This is a genomic window from Cobetia sp. SIMBA_158 (assembly GCF_046566945.1).
Lineage (GTDB): Bacteria > Pseudomonadota > Gammaproteobacteria > Pseudomonadales > Halomonadaceae > Cobetia > Cobetia amphilecti.
On record NZ_JAWJYL010000875.1, the window covers coordinates 1 to 246 of the forward strand.

1 protein-coding gene is annotated in these 246 nt (G+C 28.5%); it reads right to left on the minus strand.

What is annotated here, in order from left to right:
• A partial coding sequence (locus R2R70_RS22325; RefSeq protein ID WP_410979247.1) for an HAD hydrolase-like protein occupies positions 1-246 on the minus strand: 246 nt, incomplete at both ends.

The following is a 246-nucleotide window of genomic DNA, read 5'->3' on the forward strand; positions in this document are numbered from 1 at the left end:
GAATAATTTTATCCTTACCAAAAATTCGACTAGAACAAAGAATGTCAGATACATTATTGATCTGTTGTCTTTTTAAAAAGGCTTCAATATTATCCTTTGAATTTGAAGAAATAATAGCAATATGATACCCATGAAGGCTTAATTGTTCAAATAAATCCTTGATTCCCTCAATGAGCTCAACTTCTTTTAGAGACGTTTTATATGTTTGATAAAACAATGGCATAACCATTGGTAATTTGTATAAAG